Below are 19678 nucleotides of genomic sequence, written 5' to 3'. Positions count from 1 at the left end.
CGACCACGGGGGGAACGTCACGTCCAGGCCAGCACGGAACGCGCGCGGGCGGGGTCGACCCGCCCGCTGGTCCCGATTCCTGCTCGGCGCCGGTCTCGCCCTGATCCTGCTCGCCACCCTGGGCGTGGCCGGGCTGCACTGGCTCACCAACCGGTACGACCGCACGGTCACCAAGGAACAACTGCTCGACGCGTCGGCCCGGCAGAAGCGCACCGACCTCTCCGGTCCGCTGAACTACCTGCTGATCGGCTCCGACCACCGGCCGGGCGCGAACCCCGAGGACCAGCGCTCCGACAGCATCCTCATCGTGCACGTGCCCGCCGGGCTGCGGCAGGCGTACCTGATCTCCGTCCCGCGCGACCTGCTGGTCGCCATCCCGGCGGCGCCCGGCTTCGGCGGCGGCCAGGACAAGGTCAACGCGGCGTACGAGCACGGCGGCGGTGGCGCTGCCGGGGCCCGGCTGCTCAGCGCCACCCTGACCCGGCTCACCGGGCTGCGCTTCGACGGTGCCGCGCTGATCGACTTCTCCGGTTTCAAACAGGTCATCGACCTGCTCGGCGGCATCCGGATGTGCGTGGACACGCCGGTCCGGTCGATCCACACGAAGACCCAGTTCGACACCGGCTGCCAGCAGATGGACGGCGCCCGGACGCTGGACTACGTGCGGCAGCGCTACGACCTGCCGGGCGGCGACTACGACCGGCAGCGGCACCAGCAGCAGATGCTGCGCGCGGTGCTGGACAAGGCCGGCCAGACCCACCTGCGCAGCGACCCCGTGAAGCTGGACCGGGTGCTCCGGGCGGTCGGCGGGGCGCTGACCCTGGACAGCAACGGCGTACCCCTGGAGGACCTGCTCTTCGCGCTCCGCGGGCTGCCCGCGGACGCCCTGCACGGGGTCCAGGTGCCCTCCTCCCCGCAGACCATCGACCAGGTCTCCTACGTGGTGCTGGACAACGGCGGTGGCGGGCTCTTCGACGCGCTGCGGGGCACGCGCATGCCGGAGTGGGCCGCGGCCCATCCCGGCTGGGTCACCCGGCTATGACGGCGGCGGCCGTCTAGGCTTGGTAGCCGTGTTCGGACCCCAGGTTCCCAGCGTGCCCGCGTCGGCCGTGCCCGACGACGTCTACCTGCTCGACGTCCGGGAGGACGACGAGTGGGCCGCCGGCCACGCGCCGGCCGCCCACCACCTGCCGATGACCGAGTTGCCCGCCCGGATCGCCGACGTGCCGGACGACCGCGAGGTGGCCGTGATCTGCCGCTCGGGCGGGCGGTCCGCGCAGGTGGTCGCCTACCTCATGCGCAACGGCTGGGACCAGGTGCGCAACGTCGAGGGCGGGATGGGCGAGTGGGCCGCCGCCGGCCGCCCGGTGGTCACCGACGACGGGCAGCCGGGCCGGGTCGCCTGAGGCGCGGCGCGGCCATGACCACCCCCCTGGTCTTCGCGCACCGCGGCGCGTCGTACGACCTGCCGGAGCACACGCTCGCCGCCTACCTGCGCGCCCTCGACGAGGGGGCGGACGGGCTGGAGTGCGACGTCCGGCTCACCCGGGACGGGCACCTGGTCTGTGTGCACGACCGTCGGCTGGACCGGACCAGCAACGGTCACGGGCTGGTCAGCGCGCGCACCCTCGCCGAGCTGGAGGAGCTCGACTTCGGCTCGTGGCACCCCGGCGGGGTCGCGGTCGAGGGGGACGAACCGCTCGACGAGTCGCACACCCGGCTCCTCACGCTGGAGCGGCTGCTCGACGCGGTGCTGGCCGCCGGCCGGCCGGTCCGGCTGCTGATCGAGACCAAGCACCCGTCCCGCTACGGCCGGGACGTCGAGCGCCGCCTGGTCACCGTGCTGCGCCGGTACGGCCTGGCCGAGCCCGGGCCGGACGACCCCGTCCGGGTGACCGTGATGTCGTTCTCGCCGCTGGCCGTACGCCGGATCCGGGACCTCGCGCCGGCGCTGCCCACGGTGCTGCTGCTGGAGGTGCTGCCGCGCTGGCTGCGGCTGGGCCGGCTGCCGTTCGGCACCCGGATCGCCGGCCCGGGGATCGGCCTGGTCCGGGCCCGCCCGCAGCTCGTCCCCGCGCTGCGGGCCGCCGGCAACCAGGTCTACGTCTGGACGGTGAACGAGCCGGCCGACTTGGAGCTGGTGCTGGCCGCCGGGGTCGACGGGGTGATCACCGACCGACCCGCCCGCACGTTGGCCCGGTTGGGCCGGTGAGGCCGGCCGGTCCGACCGGTGTGCGGTCGCCCGGCCGGGGGTGTCCACGCACCGGGCGGCGGGGCACACTCGGGACATGCCGGAGCGAACCGACTTCCCCGCCCTCATCGCCGGCCACACCAGCGTCATCAAGATGATCAACTCGGGCGAGTCCGGCCTGCCCGTGCTCACCCGGCTGCTCCGCGAGGTGGAGCCCGCCATCGGCGCGGCCGGCCTGGTGTTCGTGGAGTTCGCCCCCACCGGCGGCCGGGTGATCGCGGCGACCGGCAGCGCCGAGTTCGCCACCGGCCACCCGCTGCCGGCCACCGACCCGGCCACGGTCTGCCTGCTCTCCGGCCCGCCGGTGCGCGAGGTCCGGGTCGACGCGATCCCCGGCGCGGCCGCCGACGAACTCACCGCACGCGGGCTGCGCCGGATGATCGTGGGCCGCGCCGAGATCGGCGGCCTGACGGTGGGCAGCCTGCACGCCTTCTACCCGGAGGGCGAGCCGCTGGACGCCTCCCAGCGCGCCGTGGTCGGCTACGTGGCCGCCTGCATCGCCCACATGTACGGCGACCAGACCGGCCTGCCGGTCCACGGCGACGGCCCGGTGGTGGCGGCGCTCGCCGACGGCCTGGCCGTGGTGGACCGCGAGCACCACGTCCGGCTCTGGAACCCGGCCGCCGCGCAGGTGATCGGCCGGCCGGCCGGTGAGGCGCTGAACCGGCCGCTGCCGTTCCCGCTCCCCCCGTCCGGGCAGGTCCTCGACCACCGGCTGGCGGACGGCCGCTGGCTGCGGATCACCTCGGGCGAGCTGCCCGGGCCGGGCGCGTTGCGGGTGGTCACCTTCCGCGACATCACGGACCAGCAGCGGCGCGACAACGACCGGGACCTCTTCGTCGCCGTGACCAGTCACGAGCTGCGCACCCCGGTCACCGTGATCAAGGGGTACGCGGACACCCTCACCGACCACTGGGAGTCGCTCAGCGACGACGACCGGCGGCAGGCCGCCCGGATCATCGGGCAGCGCGCGAACGAGCTGGCCCGGCTGGTCGACCGGCTGCTCACCGCCGCCACCGAGAACCGCCCCGGCGGCGAACCGGCCGCACCGTTCGACCTGGCCGACGCGCTCCGGGCGGCGGTGCCCGACCTGCCGGCGGACGTCCGGCACCGGGTGGTCCTCGACCTGCCGGCCGACCTCCCCAAGGCGCTCGGCGACCGGCACAGCCTGGCCACCGTGCTCACCGAGCTGGGCACCAACGCCGGCAAGTACTCGCTGCCGGACACCCCCATCGAGGTCTGCGCCGAGGCGGACGAGCGCACGGTCTCCTTCCGGGTCGCCGACCGGGGCATCGGCATCCGGCCCGAGCACGTCGAGCGGGCGTTCGACCGGTTCTGGCAGGGGGAGTCCGGTGACCGCCGCCGCTACCCCGGTGCCGGGTTGGGGCTCTATCTCGTCCGGCAGATCGTTGAACAGCAGAATGGCTGGGTATCCCTCCGACCGAGAGCCGGTGGGGGTACCGTCGCTGAGGTGCGGCTGCCACGGGGGTGAACCCGGCCCGCACGGGGGTGGAAGGAACGGCGGTGGGGACGGGTTCGGCCGAGCGATCGTGGTGCGTGGTGGTGCCCCACCACGCCACCGGCGCGCGCCTGGCCCGGCACCGGCTCGCCGACGAGCTGGCCGACATCGTGCCCCCGACCCTCCTGGCCGACCTGGTGGCGGTCCTCGCCGAGCTGGTCGGCAACGCCGTGCGGCACGCCGACCCGCTGCCCGGGGGCGTCGTGCGGGTGGCCTGGCGGCTGCGGGCGGCGGCCGGCGGGCAGACCGTCCAGCTCCGGGTGACCGACGGCGGTTCGGCCTCCGGCCCGCTGATGCGGGTCGCCACCCCGGACGCCATCGACGGGCGCGGCCTGCACATCGTCTCCGGGCTCGCCAGCCGCTGGGGGGTCGAGCGCGACGGCCTGGGCCAGAGCGTCTGGGCCGAGTTCGACCCGGCCGGGTCCACCCGGCCGGACCTGGTCGTGGCCGGTTGAGCCGGCCGGGGAGGCGGGTCCTGCCCACGCCCGACCCGTCCGGCATCTAGGCTGTCTCGCCGTGAGCAAGCGTCGAAAGAGCCAGCGGGCCGCCGAAGCCACCCCGAAGCGGGAGAAGGTGCGCGACATCTTCGTGCCCCGACCGTTCGAGGGCCTGGCCGACGAGCCGGAGTGGATCGCCCTGCGCGAGCTGGTCCCGGCCGCCTCCGCGCCGCTGCGGCTGACCCCCGAACTGGTCGAGGAGCACGGCGACCGGCCGGTCGTCCTGGCCACCGTGCTGCCCATGGCCGCCCCGGCGATGACCAAGCCGGACGGGCGGGTGTTCATCGGTCTCCAGCGGCACCAGCAGTCCGGCGACGTCTCGCGGGACCTGGCCGACGCGCTGCTCTGCGCGCTGCGCACCGAGCCGGGCGGCCAGGTGAGCGTGCCCCCGCTGCCCGGGCCGGGCCCCCGCCTCCAGGACATCCTGGTGGACGGCCCGCTGGAGATCACCATGCACGACGGCTTCGAGTTCTGGCTCGACCCGGGCGCCGCCGACGACCCGGGCGTGCAGGCGTCGCTGGAGCGGGCCAACGCGGCGATCTACCCGACCGTGAAGCTGGCCGCGGCGCGGGCCGCGTACTGGTGCCAGGTGCCGGAGAAGGCGCACGTGCGCTGGGTGCTGCCGGAGGACGAGGACGTGGCGCTGGACGCGCTGTCCCGCCTGAGCGCGGCCGGCACGCTGACCCTCGGCGACGACACCCGGTTCGCCGGCATGTTCCGGGCGCACGGCCGCCTCGTGCCGGTCTGGGACCTGCCGGAGGACGTCCCGGCCGCCGACTGGGAGGAGTCGGTGACCGAGTTCGCCAAGCGGTACGCCGAGGCCCTGGAGGAGCAGGGCCCGCTGGACGCCGCCGGGCGCCGCGCCCGCCAGGGCCTGCTCGGCCGCCAGCTCACCCTGCGCTGAGGCTCAGCGGTTCGCGGACCAGCGGGCAGGACATACAGCGGGGCCCGCCCCGGCCGGAGCCCAGCTCGGACCCGGCGATGGCGATCACCTCGATGCCGGCCCGTTCGAGCTGGGCGTTGGTCTCCACGTTCCGCTCGTAGCCCACGCAGAGCCGGGGTGCGAGCGCCAGGGTGTTGTTGCCGTCGTCCCACTGCTCCCGCTCGGCGGTGACCGGGTCCAAGCCGGTGTCGATCACCCGGAGCTGGTCGAGGTCCATGGCGTCGGCGGCGGCCCGCAGGAACGGCGCCGGGCCGTCGACCCGCGGATCCTCGCCGTCCGCGCCGGCGATGACCGTGTACGCGGAGAGCTCGCTGGCGATGTTCGGATACATGAGCACGGCGTCAACGTCGACCATCGTGCAGACCGTGTCCAGGTGCATGGTGGCCCGCTCCTGGGCGATCGGCACCACCAGCATGGTGTGCGCCAGCCCGGCGGCGAAGACCTGCCGGGCCAGCCGCTCCGCGCCGGCCGGCGTGGTGCGCTCGCCCACGCCCACGGCGAGCACCCCCGGCGCGAGCAGCAGCACGTCGCCGCCCTCCAGGTGCTCCAGCTCCGGGTGGTAGACGAACTCGGTGCCGACGAAGCGCGGGTGGTAGCGGTAGATCGCGTCGGTCAGCGTGGTCTCCCGCCGGCGGGCCGGCATGGCCAGGCTGGTCACCCCGACCCGGTCCCCGATCCACAGCGACGAGTCGCGGGTGAAGAGCAGGTTGGGCAGCGGGTCGATGACGAAGTCGTGCCGGTCCATCAGTGTCCAGACCAGACCACCGGGGCGGTCCGGGCCGACCCGCAGCTCCTCGTGGGCCAGCCCGGCGACGAACACGTCGGCCAGCGCGGCCGGGTCGAGATACGTCAGGTGGTCGGCGACGCGGCGGCGCAGGGTGTCGCCGAGCCGGGGCGAGCGGAGCACCAGGTCGGTCAGCTCGGCGCGCGCGTCCGGCACGGCGAGGGTCTCGGCCAGCAGGGTGGCCAGGTAGAGCACCTCGACGCCGCGGGACCGCAGGGCGCTCGCGAAGGCGTCATGCTCCTCCTGCGCGCGGCCCACCCATGGGATAGCGTCGAACAGCAGGGAGTCGTTGTTGCGTGGGGTGAGGCGGGCGAGTTCCGGCCCCGGGCGGTGCAGCAGCACCGTGCCGAGCCGACCGACCTCGCTGTCCACATAGTGGGTCACCTACGCAGCCTAGGACAGGCTTCCGCACCATCCGGGAAAAGAAGTGTGAATGAATATGGCATTCATCCGCACTCATTCCGGCGCTCCAACTTGCCGAGCACCGGGGTGCGCAACGTAGGGTAGTGGAGACATAACTTCGAGAGACCTTTTGCCGGAGGTCGCGATGACTGTCTTTCCCGCTCGCCGAGCCGTACCGACCCGGGCACTGCCGCCCGTCTCGGTGCCGCACCCCCGGGTCGAGTCCACCTCGGTGCTCGAGCCGGCCCGACCGACTCCGCTGGAGTGGGCCCGCCGCCGGCGGGCCGAGCGGGAGGCCCGCCGGTTGGAGGCGGCCGGGGCCCGGGCCCTCGGTCAACTCGACCACCTCGGCCCCGCCTGGCACGTCATCGAGTGGCCCCGCACCGACCCGACGGACATCCTGCTCGACCGCACCCAGGACGAGCGGGCCGGGTTCCTCGCCATCGGGCCGAGCGGGCTCTTCGCGGTCACCGTGGCCGACCACGGCCGGGCCCGGGTGCTCGTCGCGGGCGACGTCGTGCAGATCAACGGCAAGCGTCCGCCCTATGTGGCCGAGGCCCGCCGCGACGCCAAGCGGGCCGGCAAGGCCCTCTCCGACGCCGTCGGCCTACCGATCCCGGTGAGCCCGGTGCTGACCTTCGTGGGCTCCGGGGTCATCAGCGTCTACGGCCTGCCCAAGGACTGCCTCATGGCCACGCACCGGGAGCTGGACCGCCTGCTCGTGGCCGGTGGCAACCGGATCAGTCCGGCCACCGCCGAGAAGCTGTCCCGGGTCGCCCAGGCCCCGTCGACGTGGCTCAACGGCACGTACCGTCCAACGGCCGACTACCGGTGGTACGACGAGGGCCGAACGGCCGCTGACAAGCGGGCCGCCCGCCGGTAACGTCTCCGGCGACGCCACGCGGCCCGCGGGTCCGCCCCCGGTGGTTCCGTCGGCCCGCGCCGTCGCCGGCCGCCCGGCACCGGGCACCCGTCGCACCGACACCTGTCCCCCGGTCCCCGCCGAGCCCGGATCCCCGAGCGGCCGGCCACCGGAGACGCAGCGCGGTCGGGCGGTCGTCGCGACGACCGGCTAGCGTGGACAGACCGTCGGTGTACATAGGAGGCGCGGTGGCCCACGTCGAACTCTCGCTCTCGGAAGTGTTCGTGCCCGGCGCGGGGACACCGACCGAGCAGGAGTCCGACAACGTCGGGCAGTGGTCCGGCATGGTCTCCCGGGCCGCGGAGCCGTGCCTGCTGATCGACGCCGACACCACCGTGGTGGCGATCTCCTCGTCCGGCTGCGACCTGCTCTGCCTCGGCGCCCCGGAGGACGTGATCGGCCGGCCGCTGCTGGAGGGCGGCCTGCGCCTGGTCGACTTCACCGCCAGCCCCAGCGAGCTGACCGAGCAGGAGACCGACAAGATCCCGCCGCTGCTCGCGCTGCACTCCGGCCGGCTGGCCCGCGGGCTGCTCCGGGTCCAGGGGCCCGGTTCCGACGCCGGCACGACGGTCGACGCCATCTCCACACCGGTGCTCACCGACGGCGCGGTGGCCGGCTCACTCACCTTCTTCTCGGCAGTCTGACCTGCGACGACGTGTGGCGATCGCCGCACCGGGCGGTGCTGGGGCACAGCCGTGCGAAGGCCGTAGGGTGCCCTCATGCTCGATGTCGCTCTGTTGCCGGGCGCGTACGCGGTGTGCCGCCTGCCGGCCGGCACCGTGCTGCCCCCGGCCGTCTGGGGCGCGCTGGGCGGCCACGACGTGGTGACGGTGAGCTGGACGGCCGACGGCGTCTCGGTGATCTGTCCCGCCGATCGGGCACCCGACGGGGCGGACGTGGAAACCGAGTGGCGCTGCCTCCGGCTGGTCGGCCCGCTGGACGCGGCGGTCACCGGCACCCTCGCCGCCCTGGTCGGCCCGCTCGCCCGGGCCCGCGTCAACGTGGTGGCCTTCTCCACGTACGACACCGACCACCTGCTGGTGCCCGCCGTGCGGCTGGCCGAGGCGACGGGCGCACTGGAGCGGGCCGGGCACCGCGTCCACACGTGACCTTCACTCGACCGGGCGATCCTCCTACGATGGGCTCGGCCCACCGGCCATGACGACGCCTATCGATGCCGAGGATCGCATCGTGCCCTGCACCCCACCCCGCCCCGCCCGCCGGCACCTTCCGGTGGCGCTGTCCGCCCTGCTCGCCCTCGCCGGCTGCGGCGCCCCGCCCGAGCTGAGCGCCCCGACCGCGTCGGTCACCACCGCCCCGACGGCCTCCGCCACCCCCAGCGCGACGCCGGCCGCACCGGTCACCCCGACCGCCCCGGCCCGCACGGCGCCGGCACCGGACCCGACCGCCGTCCCCTGCCGGTCCGGCCCGTCCGGCGACCGCGTGGTGGCCCTCCTGCGCGGCCCCGCCCGGGTGCTGCCCCGCGACGTCCGGGTCACCGTGCGGACCGGGCCGCTCTGCGCGGAGGGCTGGCAGTACACCGTCCTGGCCGTGCGCGGGCACGAGGAGCTCCAGGTGGTCACCCGGGGCCGGCCCGCCGAGCTGGAACTCGTCACCGCCGGCACCGACGTCTGCGGCGTGGAGGTACGCGCCGCCGGCCCGTCCGGCATCCGGACCCTGGCCTGCGACGGCACCCCGGGTGCGTAGTCTGGTCGACATGCCGGGAACACCGCCGACCCGCTTCGTCTACCTCGGTCCCGAGGGCACCTTCGCCGAGCAGGCGCTGCGCACCGTCCCCGCGGCCGAGCGGGGTGACCGGACGCCGGCCCGCAGCGTGGGCGAGGCGCTGGACGCCGTACGGGCGGGCGAGGCGGACTCCGCGCTGGTGCCGCTGGAGAACTCGATCGGCGGCGCGGTCGGGGTGACCCTGGACGAGCTGGCCGAGGGCGAACCCCTGGTGATCACCCGCGAGGTGATCCTGCCGGTCGAGTTCGTGCTCGCCGCCCGCTTCGGGGTCACGCTGGCCGAGGTGCACAGTGTGGCGGCGCACCCGCAGGCGTCCACCCAGTGCCGGGGCTGGCTCCGCGACCACCTGCCCGACGCCACGGTGGTCGACGTGCTCTCCAACGGCGCCGCGGCGGCGGGCGCGGCGAGCGGCGAGTACGACGCCGCCATCTGCGCCCCGATCGGCGCCACCCGGCACCGGCTGACCGTGCTCGCCGACAAGATCGCCGACCACCCGGACGCCGTGACCCGGTTCGCCCTGGTCTCCCGCCCCGGCCCGCCGCCGCCGCCGACCGGCGACGACGTGACCTCGCTGGCCGTCTACATCGCGCACGACCGGGTCGGCGCGCTGCTGTCGGTGCTCATGGAGCTGGCCACCCGCGGGGTGAACCTGACCCGGATCGAGTCCCGCCCCACCGGTGAGGCGCTGGGCCGCTACGTCTTCTTCCTGGACTGCACGGGGCACGTCGCCGACGTACGTCTCGGCGAGGCGTTGCAGGGGCTGCGCCGGGTGTGCGCGGACGTGCGCTTCCTCGGGTCGTACCCCCGGCACCGTTGGAGCCCGGCGGCGGGTGACCGGCCGGTCCCCGCTCCGGCCGGCCTGTCCGACACCGACTACGCGGACGCGGCGGCCTGGCTGGCCCGGCTGCGCGCCGGCGAGCTGAACTGACGGTGGCGGGGCGCCCGATCCGGGCGCCCCGCCACCGGTCGGTCACTGGAGCAGGCCGCCGAGCAGGCCACCCTGCTGCTGCTGGGCGCCGCTGCCCTGCACCGGAGGCTCCTCGGAGGGCTGGACCACGACGAAGCCCTGGCCCGCGAAGCTCATGGTGAACGCCTCGCCGGTGCTGCGGCCGAGCAGCGTGCCCAGGCCGAGCTGCTCGGCCCGGTGGTAGCCGGTCTGGAGGTTGGCCGACCAGCAGACCGCGGCCTGCGGGTCGACGTAGGTGGGCTGGTCGACGTTGAGCACGACCGGGGTGCCCTTGGTGGTGATGGCGATCCGGCCGTGGCCGGTGAAGACGCAGTTGAACAGGCCGGACGAGGACGCCATGCCGGCGCCGCCGACCATCTTGATGTCGTACTGGAGCGTCGAGTCGAAGGCCAGCACGCTGGAGCCGTTGATCGACAGGGCGTCGCCGGGCTCCAGGTCGATGATGTGCACGTCCTTGGCCAGCTCGGCGAGGAACACGTCGCCGCGCCCGGTGAGCTTCATCAGCGGCACACCCTCACCGGTGAGCCGCTGCTTGATGAACTTGCCGATGCCGCCGGAGCCGAGGGCCTGGAACTGCACCTGCCCCTGGTAGGCGACCATGGACCCCACCCGGGCCATCGCCTCGCCGTTCAGCTCGATCTTCAGCATCTTGGAGTTCTGCAGCCGCATGCCCGGCTGCTGGGACTCCTTCTCAAGGTTCTCCGCGGAGAACAGCGCGCTGCGCATGGGTTTCCTCCTGCATCGGGATGTGCCTGCACCGGAGGTTAGGGGACCAGCGCAACAGCGGGGATCAGCCGAGCGGGGCGCGCCGCGGACCCGGTCAGCCCCAGCCGAGGGCGTGCAGGCGCTCGTCGTCGATGCCGAAGTGGTGGGCGATCTCGTGCACCACGGTCACCGCCACCTCGTCCACGACGTCGTCCTCGGTGTCGCAGATGCCCAGGATGGGGTTCCGGTAGATGAGGATGCGGTCCGGCAGCACGCCGGCGTAGTCCCAGCCGCGCTCGGTGAGCGCGTGTCCCTCGTAGAGCCCGAGCAGGTCCTCGCCCGGCGGCGGGTCGTCCTCGACCAGGATGACCACGTTGCTCATCAGCCCGAGCAGCTCCTCGGGCACCTCGTCGAGCGCCTCGCCGACGAGTTCCTCGAACCGCTCCCGGCTCATCTGCACGGCCACGCCGCCGGGTCACCCCTTCACGATCGGCACGCGGCACGGCAAGGGCGCCCGGCGGGGGCACCCTTGCCGTGTCGGACGTGGTCAGGCCAGGCGGGCGTTGAGCGTGATCTGCGCGCCGGGGGAGAGCAGCCGCGAGATGGGGCAGTTCTCCTTGGCCGCCTCGGCCAGCTTGGTGAACTCGGCCTCGTCCAGGCCCGGGACCTGGCCGACGGTCTCCAGGTCGATTCGGGTCACGGTCATGCCCGCGTCGGTCTTGTCGAAGTGGACCTTGGCGGTCGTCTCCACCGAGGTGTCGGTGGCACCCGCGTCGGCGAGCTGCTTGGAGAGGGCCATCGAGAAGCAGGCGGAGTGCGCGGCGCCGATCAGCTCCTCGGGGTTGGTGCCCTCGCCCTCCTCGAAGCGGGACTTGAAGGAGTAGTTGCCGGTGAGGCCGCCCTTGCCGGTGCGGACGGTGCCGGACCCCTCGGTGAGGTTGCCCTGCCAACGAGCGGAAGCGGTACGGATAGGCATGGCACCGACGCTAACCGAAAGCGGCGGCGCGCGCACCGGCCTGCGCGCTTGCGACCCCTGTCACCGGGTGCCGGCTGTGCCATGATTCGACCCAGGCCCGCGTACGGGAAGGTGACCGATGTCCCAGGATCTCCCCATCCCCAGGCAGGACAACCGGTCCGACGGCACGAGCCTCGTGGAGTGGGGCGACGCCGAACCGGGCCCGCCCGGCCGGGTCGGGCGCTCGCTCGCCGGCCTGGGCCGGGATCATCGGCTCCCGCCGGTGCTCGCCGGTCTCGGGGCGGTGGCCGCGGTCGCCTCGCTGATCGGCGAGTGGCTGGTGATGACCGTGCCGAACGACGGCCCGGACGGGAGCACCACGGTCCGGTTGCCGAGCGGGGTGGCGGAGGTCGGCGGCTTCGGTGTGGCGTACCTGGTGGGCCTGCTCGGCCTGGCGGTCGCCGTGGCGCTGGCGCTGCGCGGTGCGGCACCGGTCCGGCAGCACGCCCGCGTCGCCGGTCTCGGCCTCGCGGCGGCCCTGCTCGCCCTGCTGGCGGCGGCCGCCTTCTCGCTCGAGGAGCTGGGCCGGCGTGCCTTCTTCTTCCCGACCGAGCAGCGGTTGCAGGTGGAGCACGGGCGCGGCCTGGTCACCGCCTTCCTCGCCGTCGTGCTGCTGGCGGCCGCGCTGCACCTGTCCGGCCGGGCGGTTGCCGAGCCCGCCGACCGGGCGGAGGACCCCGCGGCGGAGCCGGCCGCCGGGCCGTCGGACGGCTGGTCCGGCCGGAGCCGGCGCCGGGCGGCCGAGGACGAGCTGCCACCGGCCCCCGCCGACCTGAGTGTGCAGCCCACCACACCCTTCGCCCGGCCCGAGCCGCCCCGCTGACCTCCTCTTTCCGCCGTCCCGGACCGCCCGTCCACCGCCCGGCGGGACGGGCCGCGAGGGACACCGGACGGCCGCCGCGGGTTGGTGTCCGATTCGCCGAAAAGCCATGGTTGCGACCCGTTCCGCGAGATACGGTTGCTGCCCGCCGTCCGGCGGCCGCGGCACCGAGGACCTGGACGGCCGACGCGACGGCGGCGGGCGAAGGAGGAACCATGATCCGCCCGGGACTGCCCAAGCTGATCGCCACCGACCTCGACGGCACGCTCGTCCGCAGCGACGAGACCGTCTCCGCCTACACCCACGAGGTGCTCGACCGGGTGCGGGCCGCGGGGATCCCGGTGGTCGGCGCCACCGGCCGGGGGCCCCGCCTGACCGAGCTGACCCGCAACGACATCCGCGCCGCCGACTTCCTGGTGATGGCCGGCGGGGGCCGGGTGGTCGACCAGAGCGACCCGGCGGGGCCGCTGGTGCTGCGCGACGAGCGCCTGTCCGGCACCGTGCTGGCCCGGATCCTCGCCGATCTGGAGGCCGCCGTCGGCCCGCTCACCGTGATGGTGGAGGCGTCCGACGAGCCGGACGCGCCGCTCTGGGGCGACTACCACCCGAGCTGGCCCTACCCGGACCGGTTCGAGGCGCGCAGCCGCGCGGAGTGTCTCTCCTGCGATGTGCTCAAGGCCTTCGCGCGGACCGCCGACCACCACGTGGACGAACTCCTGGCGGTGGCTCGCCGGATCGTCCCGGCCGAGCTGGCCACGCTCACCCAGGCCGGCCTCGGCTTCGTCGAGATCTGCCCGCCCGGGGTGGACAAGTCGACCGGGCTCAGCGTGGTCGCCGAGCGGCTCGGCGTCGACCCGGCCGAGGTGCTGGTCTTCGGCGACCAGCCGAACGACCTGCCGATGTTCGAGTGGGCCGGCTGGGGCCGCGTGGCGGTGGCCAACGCGCACCCGCAGGTGCGGGCCGCGGCGGACGAGATCACCCTGCGCAACGACGACGACGGCGTCGCGGTCTACCTGGACCGACTACTCTCCCGGTGATGGGAGAGGCACCTCGACTCGTCGCGACCGACATCGACGGCACGCTGCTCCGGGACGACCGGACGCTCAGCCCGCGCACCGCGGCGGTGCTGGCCCGGATCGCCGCGGCGGGCACGCCGGTCGTGCTGGTCACCGGCCGTCCCATCCGCTGGCTCCAGCTCGTGTACGACCAGCTCGCCGAGCCGCTGCCGGCGATCTGCGCGAACGGCGCGGTGGTGTACGACCCGGTCACCGACGAGGTGCTCCGCGCCGACCCCCTCGCCCCCGAGTTGCTGGCCGAGGTTGCCCGGCGGCTCCGGGCCGAGGTGCCCGGGGTGAGCTTCGCGGTGGAGATCGTGGACAGCCGGCAGATGCGGCACGAGGCGCACTACCCGCTGCGTTGGGACGCCGACGCCGACGCGATCCGGGCCATCGAGTCGCCGGAGGAACTGCTCGCCGTCCCGGCGGTGAAGCTGCTGGCCCGGGCCGGGGAGCAGGACCCGGACGTGTTCGTCCGGGTGGTGGCCGGCGCCCTCCAGGGGCTGGCCGAGGCGACCCACTCGTCCTACAGCGGCCTGGTGGAGATCTCCGCCGCCGGTGTGACCAAGGCGGCCGGCCTGGCCTGGTGGGCGGCGCGGCTCGGCATCGACGAGCGGGACGTGCTGGCCTTCGGCGACATGCCGAACGACGTGCCGATGCTGACGTGGGCCGGCCGGGCGGTGGCGGTCGCCAACGCGCACCCGGCCGTCCTGGCGATCGCCGACGAGGTGACCGGGGCGAACACCGAGGACGGCGTGGCCGCGTATCTGGAGCAGGTCTTCGGGGTGGCCTGAGCGGCCGGGGCGCCCTCGCGCCCCGGCCGGTCAGAGGTACTGGCCGGGCGCGTGGCCCTCGTTGCCCTGCGGCATGCCGGGCATGCCCGGCACCATCCCGCCCGGGCCGCTGGGCAGCGCCTGCCGGCCGGAGCGCATCTGCTCGAGCTGCACACGGGCGGCCATCTGCTGGGCCACCAGCGCGGCCTGGATGCCGTGGAACAGCCCCTCCAGCCAGCCGACCAGCTGGGCGTGGGCGATCCGCAGCTCGCCCTCGCTGGGCGCCTGGTCCTCGGTGAAGGGCAGCGAGATCCGCTCCAGCTCCTCGCGCAGCTCGGGGGCGAGGCCCTCCTTCAGCTCGACGATCGAGCGCTCGTGGATCTCGCGCATCCGGTGCCGGCTGGCGTCGTCCAGGGGCGCGGCCTTGACCTCCTCCAGCAGCTGCTTGATCATGCTGCCGATCCGCATCACCTTGGCGGGCTGCTCGACCAGGCGGGTCGGATCCTCACCCTGGCCCTCGTCGGTCTGCACCGTGCCGACCGGCCGGCCGTCCGGCCCGACCACCACCACGGTGCCGGGGATGCCATCGTTGCCCTGTTCGTCGTCCTGTCCGGCGAAGCGCGCTTCGGTCATGGGACCCATCTTTACCCACCCCCACCTCCCGCACGCGCCCGGACCGGCTGCCGGGCCGGGTACCACCCGGCCGGGGCGCGCTACCGTCGCCGTCATGCCCGCAGACCCGCGCGCCGTGCTGACCCGGCCGGCCCCGCCGCCGGACGCCACCGTCGCCTACGGCGACCACCCGGACCAGTGTGCCGACCTGCGCCGGCCGGCCGGCGACGGGCCGCCCCGGCGGCTGGTGGTCGTGGTGCACGGCGGTTTCTGGCGGGCCGAGTACGACCGCACCCACACCGGGCCGATGGCCGCGGCGCTGGCGGCGCTCGGTCACCCGGTCGCCCAGGTCGAGTACCGGCGCACCGGCCAGCCGGGCGGGGGCTGGCCGCACACCCTCACCGACGTGCTGGCCGGGGTGACGGCGCTCCCCGGGCTGGCCGCGGCCGCGCTGCCCGGCCTGGTGGCGTCCGCCCCACCGATCGTCGTCGGTCACTCGGCGGGTGGGCACCTGGCGCTGTACGTGGCCGCGCACGCCCCGGCCGCGGTCGGCGGCGTGCTGGCGCTGGCGCCGGTCGCGGATCTCGCCGAGGCGTACCGGCTGGACCTGGACGGCGGTGCGGTGGCCGCGCTGCTCGGCGGCGGCCCGTCCGACGTCCCGGACCGGTACGCGGCCACGGATCCATCGTCATTGGTGCCGATCCAAACACGCACAGTAGTCATACATGGTGCTCTCGACCAGCAGGTTCCGCTCGCCATCAGCCGCTCATGGGTGTCGGCAGCCCGGGCCGCGGGCAGCCCCGCAACGCTGATTGAGCTGCCCGAATGTGAGCATTTCGGGCTCATTGCGCCGGACTCGGCGGCCTGGCCACGGGTGGTCGCCGCGTTGCGGTCGCTGCACGATGATCTTCCGGGCATTGACGCAGCGTCGCCGAGCAGGTAGAACGCCGAGGGGGCGTTGCACCCTGGCCGCTCCATCGGGAAGGAAATCGGTGTCGCAGATGAACCGCAGGCGGGCGCTACAACTGCTGGCCGCACTGGGTACCACCGGGCTGGCGGCGGCCTGTGGCTCCGGGACCGACACCGCGGACGAGGCCAAGCCCGGCAGCCCGATCAAGATCGGTCTGATCGTCCCGGGCAGCGGCCCGAACAAGGTCATCGGGGACGAGATCACCAACGGGTTCCAGACCTTCCTCACCCTCAACGAGGGGCAGCTCGGCGGTCACCCGGTGACGGTGGTGCCGGCCGAGGAGGGCGACACCGCCAAGACCGGCCAGGCCGCCGTCGACCGGCTGGTCAAGGAGGGCGTGCTGGCGCTCACGGGTGTGGTCAGCTCCGCCGTGATGCTGGGCATCCGGGACGCCGTGGAGCAGGCGCGGATGCCGCTGATCGGCTCGAACGCCTCCCCCATCAGCCTGCAGAGCGTGGTCTACATCTGGCGCACCTCGTACGTGCTCAACGAGCCGGGCGAGGCGCTCGGGGAGTACCTGCGGCAGACGCTGGACGAGTCCAGCCGGATCGCGATCTTCGGCACCCAGGGCCAGAGCAGCCGGGACGTCTTCGACGGCCTCCGGAAGGGCTACGAGCAGGGCGGCCGCCGGCTGACCGAAGACCCGATCTTCACCACCGACTTCCCCAACCCCGGCAAGGGGGCCTACACCGGCTCGATCCGCAAGGCCCTGGACCGGCGGCCCCGGCCCGACGCGGTCTTCTGCCACTACACCGGGGCGCAGGCGGTGCAGTTCGTCAAGCAGCTCTACGCCGAGGGATACCGGGGCCCGATCTACGCGCCGGGCTTCCTCACCGAGGGCACCGTGCTCAGCCAGCTCGACGACGGCGAGAAGGGCGAGGAGCGGGCGCTGATCGAGAAGAACGGCATCCATACCGCGCTGAACTACTCGGCCGACCTGAACAACACCGCCAACCGGGTGTTCGCCTCCGCGTACCGCAAGACGTACAACGTCTCCCCCACCACCTACGCGATGGCCTCCTACGACGCCGCGCAGGTGCTCGACAAGGCGATCCGGCTGGTCGGGGAGAACCCGACCCCGCAGCAGGTCAACCTGGCGCTCGGCAAGATCGGGCAGATCGACAGCCCGCGCGGCGCCTGGCAGTTCAACCAGTCGCGCACCCCGCAGCAGAAGTGGTACCTGCGCCAGGTCCAGCTCGACGGCCGCATGCTCGCCAACGTCGTGATCAACGAGCTCGCCACGCTCGGCTGACCCGTCCCGGATACGCGAAACGGGCGGCCTCCCCTCGGGGAGACCGCCCGTTCTCCGTGCGTCAGTGGCGCAGCTCGGCGATGCAGCACTTCACGCTGCCGCCGCCCTTCTTCAGCTCGGCCAGCTCGACCGGGACCGGGTGGTAGCCGGCCGACTTGAGCTTGCCGGCCAGCCGGGTCGCCTCGCTGTTCAGGACCACGTTGAGCCCGTCGCTGACCAGGTTCAGCCCGAAGGCCAGGGCGTCCTCGTCGTCCGCGACCACGGCGTCCGGGAAGAGCTGGGCGAGCACCTTCTGGCTGGCCGCCGAGAAGGCGCCCGGGTAGTAGACGATGTTCTCGTCGTCGATCGAGGCGAGCGCCACGTCCAGGTGGTAGAAGCGCGGGTCGACCAGGCGCAGCGAGATCACCGGCCGGTTGAGCGCCTCCTGCGCCTCGGCGTGCGCGGCCAGCTCGGTGCGGAAGCCGTGGCCGGCGAGGACCAGCCCGCCGTGCGCCTCCGGCAGGTAGGCGAAGTCGCCCTCGCCCTCGTTCGTCTCGCTCGGCGCGATGAACCGCCAGCCGTGCTCCTCGTAGAACGCCCGGTGCGCGGCGGCCTCGGCGGCCCGCTGCTCGTGCTTGAACTGGGCGCCGTAGACCGTGCCGTCCACCACGAACGCGCCGTTGGCGGCGAAGACCATGTCGGGCAGCCCACGACCCGGGGTGAGCAGGTGCACCTCGTGGCCGAGGCCGACCAGGGTCTCGCGCAGGCGGTCCCACTGCTTGACCGCCAGCTCCGCGTCGACCGGGGCGGTCACGTCCATCCACGGGTTGATCGCGTACTCGACCGCGAAGTGCTCGGGCGAGCACATGAGATATGTCCGCTTTCGCGGGACTCGCTGCTGGTTCACGGTCACCAAGAGTAGGTACGGTACAACTTTGGTAACAGCCACAACCATTGCTTCCCAGAGGCGGAACGTTGCAGATAGACGCGGTCGACCAGCGAATCATTGCGTTGCTCGTGGCGGATGCCCGCGCCTCGTACGCGGACATCGGCACGCGGGTGTCACTCTCCGCCCCGGCGGTCAAGCGCCGGGTCGACCGGCTCCGCTCGGCGGGGGTCATCCGGGGCTTCACCGCGGTCGTCGACCCGGCCGCCGTCGGGTGGACCACCGAGGCGTTCGTCGAGCTGTTCTGCGCCGGCCGGACCACGCCGGCCCAGATCGGCGCCGCCGCCCGGCGGCATCCCGAGGTGGTCGGCGCGTACACGGTCTCCGGCGAGGCGGACGCGCTGGTGCACCTGCGGGCCGCCGACATCGCGCACCTGGAGGAGGCGCTGGAACGGCTGCGGGCCGAGTCCTTCGTCACCTCGTCCCGCAGCACCATCGTCCTCTCCCGGCTGGTCGAGTCCCCCGGCGTCGGGCCCTCCTCGGCTTGACCTGAACCGCACTTCAGGTCGTCAACTGGACCCGGACGATGCGGCGACGACAGCGGGGAGGCGACGTGCGGGCGGTGTGGCTACGGGAGTTCGGCGGGCCGGAGGTGCTGGTCCCCGGGCCGGCGCCGGATCCGGTGCCCGGTCCGGGACAGGTGCTCGTCGAGGTGGCGCACGCCAACATCACCTTCGTCGAGACGATGTTCCGGGCGACCGGGTTCGGCCCCTTCGCCGCGACCCTGCCGGTGATCCCGGGCAACGGCGTCGGCGGGACGATCACCGGCGTCGGCCCCGACGTCGACCCCGCGCGGATCGGCCGGCGGGTGGTCAGCACCACCGGCGGCACCGGCGGGTACGCCGAGCGCGTGGCCGTGGACCAGGGCGCGCCGATCCTCGTACCGGACGGGCTGGCGCTGGACGCGGCCGTGGCGCTGCTCGCCGACGGCCGGACCGCGCTCATGCTGGCCCGTGCGACCGGGCTGCGGCCCGGCGAGCGGGTGCTGGTCGAGGCGGCGGCCGGCGGGGTGGGCGGCCTGCTCACCCAGCTCGCCACGGCGGCCGGCGCCCGGGTGGTCGCGGCGGCCGGCGGCCCCCGCAAGGTCGCCCTGCTGCGCGAGCGCGGCCTCGACGCGGCGGTCGACTACCGGGAGCCGGGCTGGCCCGACCGGGTCCGGGCCGCCGTCGGCGGGGTGGACGTGGTCTTCGACGGAGTGGGAGGTGCGGTGGCCCGGGCAGCCTTCGACCTGCTCGACCGCGGCGGGCGGATGGTCAGCTTCGGGCTGGCCGGCGGCACCTGGGCGGACGTGCCCGAGGCGGAGGCCGCCGCCCGGGGAGTGCGCCTGGTCCGCCCGGGCGGCACGCCCGACGAGCTGCGCGCCCTCACCGAACAGGCCCTCGCCGAGGGGGCGGCCGGCCGGCTCCGGCCACTCATCGGGCAGCGGTTCCCGCTGGACCGGGCCGCCGACGCCCACGCCGCCATCCAGGCCCGGGCCACGGTCGGCAAGACCCTCCTCGACGTCCGCTGACCCGTCCAGC

24 protein-coding genes are annotated in these 19678 nt (G+C 74.2%); 18 read left to right on the top strand and 6 right to left on the bottom strand.

What is annotated here, in order from left to right:
• Positions 1-124: 124 nt before the first annotated feature.
• From GA0070214_RS18920 to GA0070214_RS18895, 6 genes are all read left to right on the top strand, one after another.
• Complete coding sequence (locus GA0070214_RS18920; protein ID WP_446686021.1) at positions 125-1042, top strand: LCP family protein; 918 nt, start codon at positions 125-127, stop codon at positions 1040-1042.
• Positions 1043-1070: 28 nt separating this feature from the next.
• The gene (locus tag GA0070214_RS18915; RefSeq protein ID WP_091265213.1) at positions 1071-1406 is read left to right on the top strand and encodes a rhodanese-like domain-containing protein; all 336 of its coding nucleotides are present in this window, start codon (positions 1071-1073) and stop codon (positions 1404-1406) included.
• A gap of 14 nt (positions 1407-1420) precedes the next feature.
• The gene (locus GA0070214_RS18910) at positions 1421-2212 is read left to right on the top strand and encodes a glycerophosphodiester phosphodiesterase (protein ID WP_091265209.1); all 792 of its coding nucleotides are present in this window, start codon (positions 1421-1423) and stop codon (positions 2210-2212) included.
• 76 nt (positions 2213-2288) lie between these two features.
• A complete protein-coding gene (locus GA0070214_RS18905; RefSeq protein ID WP_091265205.1) occupies positions 2289-3743 on the top strand; it encodes a sensor histidine kinase in 1455 nt (484 codons plus the stop codon).
• A gap of 65 nt (positions 3744-3808) precedes the next feature.
• Complete coding sequence (locus GA0070214_RS18900) at positions 3809-4225, top strand: ATP-binding protein (protein WP_208602826.1); 417 nt, start codon at positions 3809-3811, stop codon at positions 4223-4225.
• A 61-nt stretch (positions 4226-4286) separates the two neighbouring features.
• A complete protein-coding gene (locus GA0070214_RS18895) occupies positions 4287-5171 on the top strand; it encodes a DUF5926 family protein (RefSeq protein ID WP_091265197.1) in 885 nt (294 codons plus the stop codon).
• On the opposite strand, the gene GA0070214_RS18890 is transcribed toward GA0070214_RS18895, so the two are convergent.
• Complete coding sequence (locus tag GA0070214_RS18890) at positions 5158-6378, bottom strand: arginine deiminase (protein ID WP_091265193.1); 1221 nt, start codon at positions 6376-6378, stop codon at positions 5158-5160. The two genes, GA0070214_RS18895 and GA0070214_RS18890, sit on opposite strands and share 14 nt — an antisense overlap.
• Positions 6379-6541: 163 nt before the next feature.
• Between GA0070214_RS18890 and GA0070214_RS18885 the strand changes: the two genes are divergently transcribed.
• The 5 genes from GA0070214_RS18885 (at position 6542) to pheA (ending at position 9992) form a co-directional block, all read left to right on the top strand.
• Positions 6542-7279: a hypothetical protein gene (locus GA0070214_RS18885; protein ID WP_091265185.1), complete on the top strand. Its 738-nt coding sequence runs from the start codon at positions 6542-6544 to the stop codon at positions 7277-7279.
• Positions 7280-7506: 227 nt separating this feature from the next.
• Positions 7507-7962 (top strand): hypothetical protein, encoded by a 456-nt coding sequence (locus tag GA0070214_RS18880; protein WP_091265181.1) that lies wholly within the window; start codon positions 7507-7509, stop codon positions 7960-7962.
• Between the two features lie 75 nt (positions 7963-8037).
• Positions 8038-8427 (top strand): ACT domain-containing protein, encoded by a 390-nt coding sequence (locus tag GA0070214_RS18875; protein ID WP_091265178.1) that lies wholly within the window; start codon positions 8038-8040, stop codon positions 8425-8427.
• An 82-nt stretch (positions 8428-8509) separates the two neighbouring features.
• A complete protein-coding gene (locus GA0070214_RS18870; protein ID WP_208602817.1) occupies positions 8510-9025 on the top strand; it encodes a hypothetical protein in 516 nt (171 codons plus the stop codon).
• Positions 9026-9035: 10 nt separating this feature from the next.
• Positions 9036-9992 carry a prephenate dehydratase gene (pheA, locus tag GA0070214_RS18865; protein ID WP_091265592.1) on the top strand — a complete coding sequence of 319 codons (957 nt, stop codon included), beginning with the start codon at positions 9036-9038 and terminating at the stop codon, positions 9990-9992.
• A 42-nt stretch (positions 9993-10034) separates the two neighbouring features.
• On the opposite strand, the gene GA0070214_RS18860 is transcribed toward pheA, so the two are convergent.
• The 3 genes from GA0070214_RS18860 to GA0070214_RS18850 form a co-directional block, all read right to left on the bottom strand.
• On the bottom strand, positions 10035-10757 hold the full coding sequence (locus GA0070214_RS18860; RefSeq protein ID WP_091265171.1) for an AIM24 family protein: 723 nt from the start codon (positions 10755-10757) through the stop codon (positions 10035-10037).
• A gap of 94 nt (positions 10758-10851) precedes the next feature.
• Positions 10852-11196, bottom strand: a complete 345-nt coding sequence (locus GA0070214_RS18855) for a metallopeptidase family protein (RefSeq protein WP_208602825.1) — start codon at positions 11194-11196, stop codon at positions 10852-10854.
• A gap of 87 nt (positions 11197-11283) precedes the next feature.
• Positions 11284-11712 (bottom strand): OsmC family protein, encoded by a 429-nt coding sequence (locus GA0070214_RS18850; RefSeq protein WP_091265168.1) that lies wholly within the window; start codon positions 11710-11712, stop codon positions 11284-11286.
• Positions 11713-11830: 118 nt separating this feature from the next.
• Between GA0070214_RS18850 and GA0070214_RS18845 the strand changes: the two genes are divergently transcribed.
• From GA0070214_RS18845 to GA0070214_RS18835, 3 genes are all read left to right on the top strand, one after another.
• On the top strand, positions 11831-12574 hold the full coding sequence (locus GA0070214_RS18845) for a hypothetical protein (protein ID WP_091265165.1): 744 nt from the start codon (positions 11831-11833) through the stop codon (positions 12572-12574).
• A 212-nt stretch (positions 12575-12786) separates the two neighbouring features.
• Positions 12787-13608, top strand: a complete 822-nt coding sequence (locus tag GA0070214_RS18840; protein WP_091265159.1) for an HAD family hydrolase — start codon at positions 12787-12789, stop codon at positions 13606-13608.
• Positions 13608-14420, top strand: a complete 813-nt coding sequence (locus GA0070214_RS18835; RefSeq protein ID WP_091265157.1) for an HAD family hydrolase — start codon at positions 13608-13610, stop codon at positions 14418-14420. Before GA0070214_RS18840 ends, GA0070214_RS18835 begins: the two co-directional genes overlap by 1 nt.
• Positions 14421-14450: 30 nt before the next feature.
• On the opposite strand, the gene GA0070214_RS18830 is transcribed toward GA0070214_RS18835, so the two are convergent.
• Positions 14451-15041 carry a bacterial proteasome activator family protein gene (locus GA0070214_RS18830; RefSeq protein ID WP_091265155.1) on the bottom strand — a complete coding sequence of 197 codons (591 nt, stop codon included), beginning with the start codon at positions 15039-15041 and terminating at the stop codon, positions 14451-14453.
• An 85-nt stretch (positions 15042-15126) separates the two neighbouring features.
• On the opposite strand from GA0070214_RS18830, the gene GA0070214_RS18825 reads away from it, so the two are divergent.
• Positions 15127-15954 (top strand): alpha/beta hydrolase family protein, encoded by an 828-nt coding sequence (locus GA0070214_RS18825; protein ID WP_091265151.1) that lies wholly within the window; start codon positions 15127-15129, stop codon positions 15952-15954.
• Between the two features lie 49 nt (positions 15955-16003).
• Positions 16004-17233 (top strand): ABC transporter substrate-binding protein, encoded by a 1230-nt coding sequence (locus GA0070214_RS18820; protein ID WP_091265147.1) that lies wholly within the window; start codon positions 16004-16006, stop codon positions 17231-17233.
• A gap of 61 nt (positions 17234-17294) precedes the next feature.
• On the opposite strand, the gene ddaH is transcribed toward GA0070214_RS18820, so the two are convergent.
• Positions 17295-18128, bottom strand: a complete 834-nt coding sequence (ddaH, locus tag GA0070214_RS18815; RefSeq protein WP_341845074.1) for a dimethylargininase — start codon at positions 18126-18128, stop codon at positions 17295-17297.
• A 59-nt stretch (positions 18129-18187) separates the two neighbouring features.
• Between ddaH and GA0070214_RS18810 the strand changes: the two genes are divergently transcribed.
• Together GA0070214_RS18810 and GA0070214_RS18805 are read left to right on the top strand one after the other, a co-directional pair.
• Entirely contained in the window at positions 18188-18646 is a 459-nt protein-coding gene (locus GA0070214_RS18810) for an Lrp/AsnC family transcriptional regulator (RefSeq protein WP_091265141.1), read from the top strand.
• Between the two features lie 65 nt (positions 18647-18711).
• Positions 18712-19668, top strand: coding sequence for a zinc-binding dehydrogenase (locus GA0070214_RS18805; protein ID WP_091265136.1), 957 nt, complete (start codon positions 18712-18714; stop codon positions 19666-19668).
• The last annotated feature ends 10 nt before the right edge of the window (positions 19669-19678 follow it).

Source organism: Micromonospora chaiyaphumensis (genome assembly GCF_900091435.1).
GTDB classification, from domain to species: Bacteria; Actinomycetota; Actinomycetes; order Mycobacteriales; family Micromonosporaceae; genus Micromonospora; species Micromonospora chaiyaphumensis.
Note: the sequence above shows the minus strand (reverse complement) of the source record. Positions and strands in the feature narration are given on the sequence as shown.